Genomic DNA, 228 nt, shown 5'->3' on the forward strand with positions numbered 1-228 from the left:
GGCGACGGTGCGGTACGCGGGGCGGCGACGGTCGCGCCGCCCAGATCGGTCCCCGTTCGGCTGGGTTCACCACGGGAAAATCGAGATCGGTGTAAAAGCGATCGGTGAGGAAGTGGGCGCTACAGGATTTGAACCCGTGGCAACTTGGTCCGAAGCCAAGCACTCTGTCCAAACTGAGCTAAGCGCCCTCACTCTGTGTTACTGCTGAGAGCGTGTTAAGTCCCGCGA

Annotated in this window: 1 tRNA gene; it reads right to left on the minus strand. The window is 61.4% G+C overall.

Annotated elements, in window-relative coordinates:
* Positions 1-113 precede the first annotated feature (113 nt).
* Positions 114-188 (minus strand) — tRNA-Arg (locus DVK06_RS18145).
* Positions 189-228 lie beyond the last annotated feature (40 nt).

Origin of the sequence: Halorubrum sp. Atlit-28R (assembly GCF_003665955.1) — an archaeon.
Taxonomy (GTDB): domain Archaea; phylum Halobacteriota; class Halobacteria; order Halobacteriales; family Haloferacaceae; genus Halorubrum; species Halorubrum tropicale.